The sequence below is a fragment of the Bacillus sp. AP50 genome, assembly GCF_040492675.1.
GTDB lineage: Bacteria > Bacillota > Bacilli > Bacillales > Bacillaceae_G > Bacillus_A > Bacillus_A cereus.
Genome location: NZ_JBEUTW010000293.1, coordinates 1 through 5,272 on the forward strand (window position 1 = coordinate 1; position 5,272 = coordinate 5,272).

Consider the following 5,272-nt stretch of genomic DNA (forward strand, 5'->3'; position numbering starts at 1 on the left):
GCGGAAGGGATAAGTGCTGAAAGCATCTAAGCATGAAGCCCCCCTCAAGATGAGATTTCCCATAGCGTAAGCTAGTAAGATCCCTGAAAGATGATCAGGTTGATAGGTTCGAGGTGGAAGCATGGTGACATGTGGAGCTGACGAATACTAATAGATCGAGGACTTAACCATATAATATGAAGCAATGTTATCTAGTTTTGAAAGAATATAAAAAACTTGTTGACTTTAAAAGTTAAATGAGTTACAATGATTCTTGTCTTAAATGAATACAGTCTGGTAATGATGGCAGAGAGGTCACACCCGTTCCCATACCGAACACGGAAGTTAAGCTCTCTAGCGCCGATGGTAGTTGGGACCTTGTCCCTGTGAGAGTAGGACGTTGCCAGGCAAATGGAGGATTAGCTCAGCTGGGAGAGCACCTGCCTTACAAGCAGGGGGTCGGCGGTTCGATCCCGTCATCCTCCACCATTTAGCCGACTTAGCTCAATTGGTAGAGCAACTGACTTGTAATCAGTAGGTTGGGGGTTCAAGTCCTCTAGTCGGCACCAGAAATCATGGCGGTTGTGGCGAAGTGGTTAACGCACCGGATTGTGGCTCCGGCATTCGTGGGTTCGATTCCCATCAGTCGCCCCATTTTTCTTAAATAAATTAATATGCGGGTGTGGCGGAATTGGCAGACGCACCAGACTTAGGATCTGGCGCCTTTGGCGTGGGGGTTCGACTCCCTTCACCCGCACTTTTAATTAAATAACTCATACATGTCTTGCGGAAGTAGTTCAGTGGTAGAATACAACCTTGCCAAGGTTGGGGTCGCGGGTTCGAATCCCGTCTTCCGCTCCAATTTTCAATATGACATGCCGGGGTGGCGGAACAGGCAGACGCACAGGACTTAAAATCCTGCGGTGGGTGACCACCGTGCGGGTTCGACCCCCGCCCTCGGCACCATATGCGCCCGTAGCTCAATTGGATAGAGCGTTTGACTACGGATCAAGAGGTTAGGGGTTCGACTCCTCTCGGGCGCGCTTTTATTAACGGGAAGTGGCTCAGCTTGGTAGAGCACCTGGTTTGGGACCAGGGGGTCGCAGGTTCAAATCCTGTCTTCCCGATATTCCTAAAAAACATGGGGCCTTAGCTCAGCTGGGAGAGCGCCTGCCTTGCACGCAGGAGGTCAGCGGTTCGATCCCGCTAGGCTCCACTTATATTAATATCATTTATGGCGGTGTAGCTCAGCTGGCTAGAGCGTACGGTTCATACCCGTGAGGTCGGGGGTTCGATCCCCTCCGCCGCTACCATAAAGGACCTTTAGCTCAGCTGGTTAGAGCAGACGGCTCATAACCGTCCGGTCGTAGGTTCGAGTCCTACAAGGTCCACCATTAGACGTATATATCTCGGAGGTATACCCAAGTTCGGCTGAAGGGATCGGTCTTGAAAACCGACAGGCGGCGAGAGTCGCGCGGGGGTTCGAATCCCTCTACCTCCTCCATTTTTTCTAAAGTGAATATTTTATCATCGCGGGGTGGAGCAGCACGGTAGCTCGTCGGGCTCATAACCCGAAGGTCGCAGGTTCAAATCCTGTCCCCGCAACCAAATGGTCCCGTGGTGTAGTGGTTAACATGCCTGCCTGTCACGCAGGAGATCGCCGGTTCGACCCCGGTCGGGACCGCCATTTTTTACATAAAGGCTCGGTAGCTCAGTCGGTAGAGCAGAGGACTGAAAATCCTCGTGTCGGCGGTTCGATTCCGTCCCGAGCCACCATTTTGAAATCACGAGCCGACTTAGCTCAATTGGTAGAGCAACTGACTTGTAATCAGTAGGTTGGGGGTTCAAGTCCTCTAGTCGGCACCACTTTCAAAATGAGCCATTAGCTCAGTTGGTAGAGCATCTGACTTTTAATCAGAGGGTCGAAGGTTCGAGTCCTTCATGGCTCACCATTTACAATTTAATGCGGGTGTAGTTTAGTGGTAAAACAAGAGCCTTCCAAGCTCTGGTCGAGAGTTCGATTCTCTTCACCCGCTTTTCAATTATGGGCCTATAGCTCAGCTGGTTAGAGCGCACGCCTGATAAGCGTGAGGTCGATGGTTCGAGTCCATTTAGGCCCACCATAATTGTTCCGCAGTAGCTCAGTGGTAGAGCTATCGGCTGTTAACCGATCGGTCGTAGGTTCGAGTCCTACCTGCGGAGCCATATTTATAGAGAAGTACCCAAGTGGCTCAAGGGGCTCCCCTGCTAAGGGAGTAGATCGCGAACGCGGTGCGAGGGTTCGAATCCCTTCTTCTCTGCCAGAACTGGCCCGTTGGTCAAGTGGTTAAGACACCGCCCTTTCACGGCGGTAACACGGGTTCGAATCCCGTACGGGTCATACTAAAAGAGATAGCATAATCTGCTATCTCTTTTTTGTTGTATAAAAGTGAACTTTGGATAGTCTGCTTTTTTATGCAATAGAAGAAATATGAAGTATGGGCTGTTGCAGTTGGGTATATAGAGCCGTAAATACAATCATGTTGTTTATTTACCCCAGCTGTATGGCTGTAGCCTCCTACACTTGGAGAAACCGATGAAAATACATCCGGGAGCTACTGTGGAAAATAAATAATATATAGAAGAAGCTGCCTCTCAATAGGGTGACCTACTGGAGACAGCTTTTTTATGTTGTCATTATTGTCGAGTTTTGTCGGTAAGTCGATATATTGCAAAAATCGCTGATATAATTTGAGTTACGATCGATAAATTTTAATAATCGCTGATATATTTGGAGTTACGGTCGATATATTCTAAAAATCGCCGATATAATTTCACTTACCGATGAAAACCACAAGAAAAACCCTTTCACAATCTAAAGAAAACGCCTCCATTGAAATGGATTCCACACCTATTCCAATAACTTTACACTCTATGTGAAAAAGTTCACAAATAGGTCATAATTTGTGAAGTAATTCACAATAATACGTGCTACAATATGAATGTAAAGAAGTTAAACAACATTAAATTAGTATTTTAATTAATTACTTAAACAATCATAAAAAAATATATGTGAACAATAGAGAGGGGAAATTACCATGAAAAAAGGTATCAATCGTGTAGTATTAGTAGGAACAGGAGCTGTAGGTTGTAGTTACGCTTACTCAATGATCAACCAAGGTGTAGCTGAAGAATTCGTATTAGTAGATGTTAATGAAGCAAAAGCAGAAGGGGAAGCAATGGACTTAAGCCATGCGGTACCATTCTCTCCATCACCAACAAAAGTTTGGAGCGGTAGCTATGCAGATTGTAAAGATGCAGATTTAGTTGTTATCACTGCTGGGTTACCACAAAAGCCAGGTGAAACTCGTTTAGACTTAGTTGAGAAAAATACAAAGATCTTTAAACAAATCGTTCGCGGCATTATGGATAGCGGATTCGATGGAATCTTCTTAATCGCAACTAATCCAGTTGATATTTTAACTTACGTAACTTGGAAAGAATCTGGTTTACCGAAAGAGCGCGTAATCGGTTCTGGTACTACTTTAGACTCTGCTCGTTTCCGTTACATGTTAGGTGACTACTTAGATGTAGATCCACGTAACGTTCATGCTTACATCGTTGGTGAACACGGTGACACTGAACTTCCAGTATGGAGCCACGCTACTATCGGTGTACAAAAATTAGAAACAATCTTAGCTAACAACGAACAGTACAAACAAGAAGACTTAGACAAAATCTTCGAAAACGTACGTGATGCAGCTTACCATATCATCGAGCGTAAAGGTGCAACTTACTACGGAATCGGTATGTCACTACTTCGTGTAACTAAAGCAATCTTAAACAACGAGAACAGCGTATTAACTGTATCTGCATACCTTGAAGGTCAATACGGCGAGAAAGATGCTTACGTAGGTGTTCCAGCTGTAATTAACCGCGAAGGTGTACGTGAAATCGTAGAACTTGAGCTAAATGAAGAGGAAAAAGTGAAGTTCGCTCATTCTGTAAAAGTATTAAAAGAAACAATGGCACCAGTACTATAATAATTGCTAAATAATTCAGAGGTGGGAAACTGCTTCTTACCTCTGAACTTATATAATTTAATATAAATTCCTTTTCCGGTTTCCCTTGTATATCCCCAATATACCCCTTTTGCTGGATAAGGGTCGTTTATAGAAAAGAGCACTCTATTTTACGTAGAGTGCTCTTTATTATTCCGCTATTTGCCGGGCAGTAAAAACCCACTGATTAAAGTTTCATTTTATTATTTTTTAGGTGTTAATCCTAATTTCTTTAAAATATCTGCCAGTGTACCGCTTTTGGATTTTTCTACAGGTGTTTGTGATTTAGATGCATCTGGACCTTTTTTCAAGAAGTTCCTTTCAACGAAGCGAATATCTTTTTCGTCGACAATACCATCTTTATTAAGGTCTCCGTCTTTTACAGTTACTCCTTTTTTACCATAGTTGCTAGCGATAATTTCAGCATCTTTAATATCGATTACTTTATCAGCATTTACATCGCCGGTAAGGTTTTCGTCAGGTCTTGCATAATAATATTGGCCAAGCAGCTTACCGTCTTTTTCAGTACCAAGTTTCGTTGTTAGGCGGCTTGTTAAATGTCCTGGCACCTCTACATATAAGTTATAGTCGCGTTTATTAACTGGAAGTCCATTTAGTTTGAAGTATCCGTATTTATCTAGTGAGCCTTCAAACTTATGACGGTAAGAATCAGTCGCATATACTTTTACGCCAAGCTTTGTATAATCGAACTTTTCATCTAAATATTCGCGTTCATTTAAGAACGCACCAGGTTTAATATTTCCTTCTACTAGTGAGTTTAAGGACATAACTGAGAATGTTTGATCTTGAAGTACACGCATTCTATTTGGTTCTGATTCACCTTGTTTCCAGTAAACAAAAATTGGTGACTCTAATTGAGCGTTTGCTTCATAAAATTCATCATTTTCTACTTTGAAAGTTACATCAATGAACGGGAAATCACCATCTAATCCAGCAAAGTTTTTGTCATCGATAGCGCCGCCAACTGTAACAGAACCTGCCTCTAATTTCGGTTCATTTACTTTTGCGGTTACTCCTTTTTCGGAAAGTAGCTTTTCAAAAGCAGGATTAAATTTCGCATTTCAATAACATTGTGACAAAAAATATTGAGAAACATTTTTTTATGACAGATTATTTTGTTTTGATTTTGAGTGGAAAATAGCATGAAAAATAGGATAAACATAATAAAATAAAGGTTGAGAAAAAATAATTGGTAAAAATATAGAAGAATAATAAAGCGTTTTCAATGAATA

1 protein-coding gene, 22 tRNA genes, 2 rRNA genes and 1 pseudogene are annotated in these 5,272 nt (G+C 42.6%); 25 read left to right on the forward strand and 1 reads right to left on the reverse strand.

Annotated features, from left to right (window positions below; genetic code table 11):
- The 25 genes from ABWK52_RS20190 to ABWK52_RS20310 form a co-directional block, all read left to right on the forward strand.
- Nucleotides 1–171 (forward strand): 23S ribosomal RNA (locus ABWK52_RS20190); the annotation flags it as partial.
- A 101-nt stretch (nucleotides 172–272) separates the two neighbouring features.
- Nucleotides 273–388 (forward strand): 5S ribosomal RNA (gene rrf / locus ABWK52_RS20195).
- A 4-nt stretch (nucleotides 389–392) separates the two neighbouring features.
- Nucleotides 393–468 (forward strand) — tRNA-Val (locus ABWK52_RS20200).
- A 4-nt stretch (nucleotides 469–472) separates the two neighbouring features.
- Nucleotides 473–548, forward strand: a tRNA-Thr gene (locus ABWK52_RS20205).
- A gap of 9 nt (nucleotides 549–557) precedes the next feature.
- A tRNA-His gene (locus ABWK52_RS20210) sits at nucleotides 558–633 on the forward strand.
- A gap of 22 nt (nucleotides 634–655) precedes the next feature.
- Nucleotides 656–736 (forward strand) — tRNA-Leu (locus ABWK52_RS20215).
- Nucleotides 737–765: 29 nt separating this feature from the next.
- Nucleotides 766–840: transfer RNA gene (locus ABWK52_RS20220), tRNA-Gly, on the forward strand.
- Nucleotides 841–856: 16 nt separating this feature from the next.
- Nucleotides 857–945 (forward strand) — tRNA-Leu (locus ABWK52_RS20225).
- A gap of 3 nt (nucleotides 946–948) precedes the next feature.
- Nucleotides 949–1,022: transfer RNA gene (locus tag ABWK52_RS20230), tRNA-Arg, on the forward strand.
- A gap of 10 nt (nucleotides 1,023–1,032) precedes the next feature.
- Nucleotides 1,033–1,106, forward strand: a tRNA-Pro gene (locus ABWK52_RS20235).
- A 16-nt stretch (nucleotides 1,107–1,122) separates the two neighbouring features.
- Nucleotides 1,123–1,195 (forward strand) — tRNA-Ala (locus ABWK52_RS20240).
- A gap of 20 nt (nucleotides 1,196–1,215) precedes the next feature.
- Nucleotides 1,216–1,292: transfer RNA gene (locus ABWK52_RS20245), tRNA-Met, on the forward strand.
- A gap of 4 nt (nucleotides 1,293–1,296) precedes the next feature.
- Nucleotides 1,297–1,373: transfer RNA gene (locus tag ABWK52_RS20250), tRNA-Ile, on the forward strand.
- A 17-nt stretch (nucleotides 1,374–1,390) separates the two neighbouring features.
- Nucleotides 1,391–1,483 (forward strand) — tRNA-Ser (locus tag ABWK52_RS20255).
- Nucleotides 1,484–1,510: 27 nt separating this feature from the next.
- Nucleotides 1,511–1,587, forward strand: a tRNA-Met gene (locus ABWK52_RS20260).
- Between the two features lie 3 nt (nucleotides 1,588–1,590).
- A tRNA-Asp gene (locus ABWK52_RS20265) sits at nucleotides 1,591–1,666 on the forward strand.
- 13 nt (nucleotides 1,667–1,679) lie between these two features.
- Nucleotides 1,680–1,755, forward strand: a tRNA-Phe gene (locus tag ABWK52_RS20270).
- 14 nt (nucleotides 1,756–1,769) lie between these two features.
- Nucleotides 1,770–1,845: transfer RNA gene (locus ABWK52_RS20275), tRNA-Thr, on the forward strand.
- Nucleotides 1,846–1,855: 10 nt separating this feature from the next.
- A tRNA-Lys gene (locus ABWK52_RS20280) sits at nucleotides 1,856–1,931 on the forward strand.
- A gap of 13 nt (nucleotides 1,932–1,944) precedes the next feature.
- A tRNA-Gly gene (locus tag ABWK52_RS20285) sits at nucleotides 1,945–2,015 on the forward strand.
- 10 nt (nucleotides 2,016–2,025) lie between these two features.
- Nucleotides 2,026–2,102, forward strand: a tRNA-Ile gene (locus ABWK52_RS20290).
- A gap of 7 nt (nucleotides 2,103–2,109) precedes the next feature.
- Nucleotides 2,110–2,184: transfer RNA gene (locus ABWK52_RS20295), tRNA-Asn, on the forward strand.
- Nucleotides 2,185–2,191: 7 nt separating this feature from the next.
- A tRNA-Ser gene (locus ABWK52_RS20300) sits at nucleotides 2,192–2,282 on the forward strand.
- A gap of 5 nt (nucleotides 2,283–2,287) precedes the next feature.
- Nucleotides 2,288–2,359, forward strand: a tRNA-Glu gene (locus ABWK52_RS20305).
- Between the two features lie 697 nt (nucleotides 2,360–3,056).
- A complete protein-coding gene (locus ABWK52_RS20310) occupies nucleotides 3,057–4,001 on the forward strand; it encodes an L-lactate dehydrogenase (RefSeq protein WP_000715340.1) in 945 nt (314 codons plus the stop codon).
- A 221-nt stretch (nucleotides 4,002–4,222) separates the two neighbouring features.
- Here the strand turns inward: ABWK52_RS20310 and ABWK52_RS20315 are convergent.
- Nucleotides 4,223–5,101: pseudogene (locus ABWK52_RS20315) on the reverse strand (dockerin type I domain-containing protein); the annotation flags it as partial.
- Nucleotides 5,102–5,272: the final 171 nt, after the last annotated feature.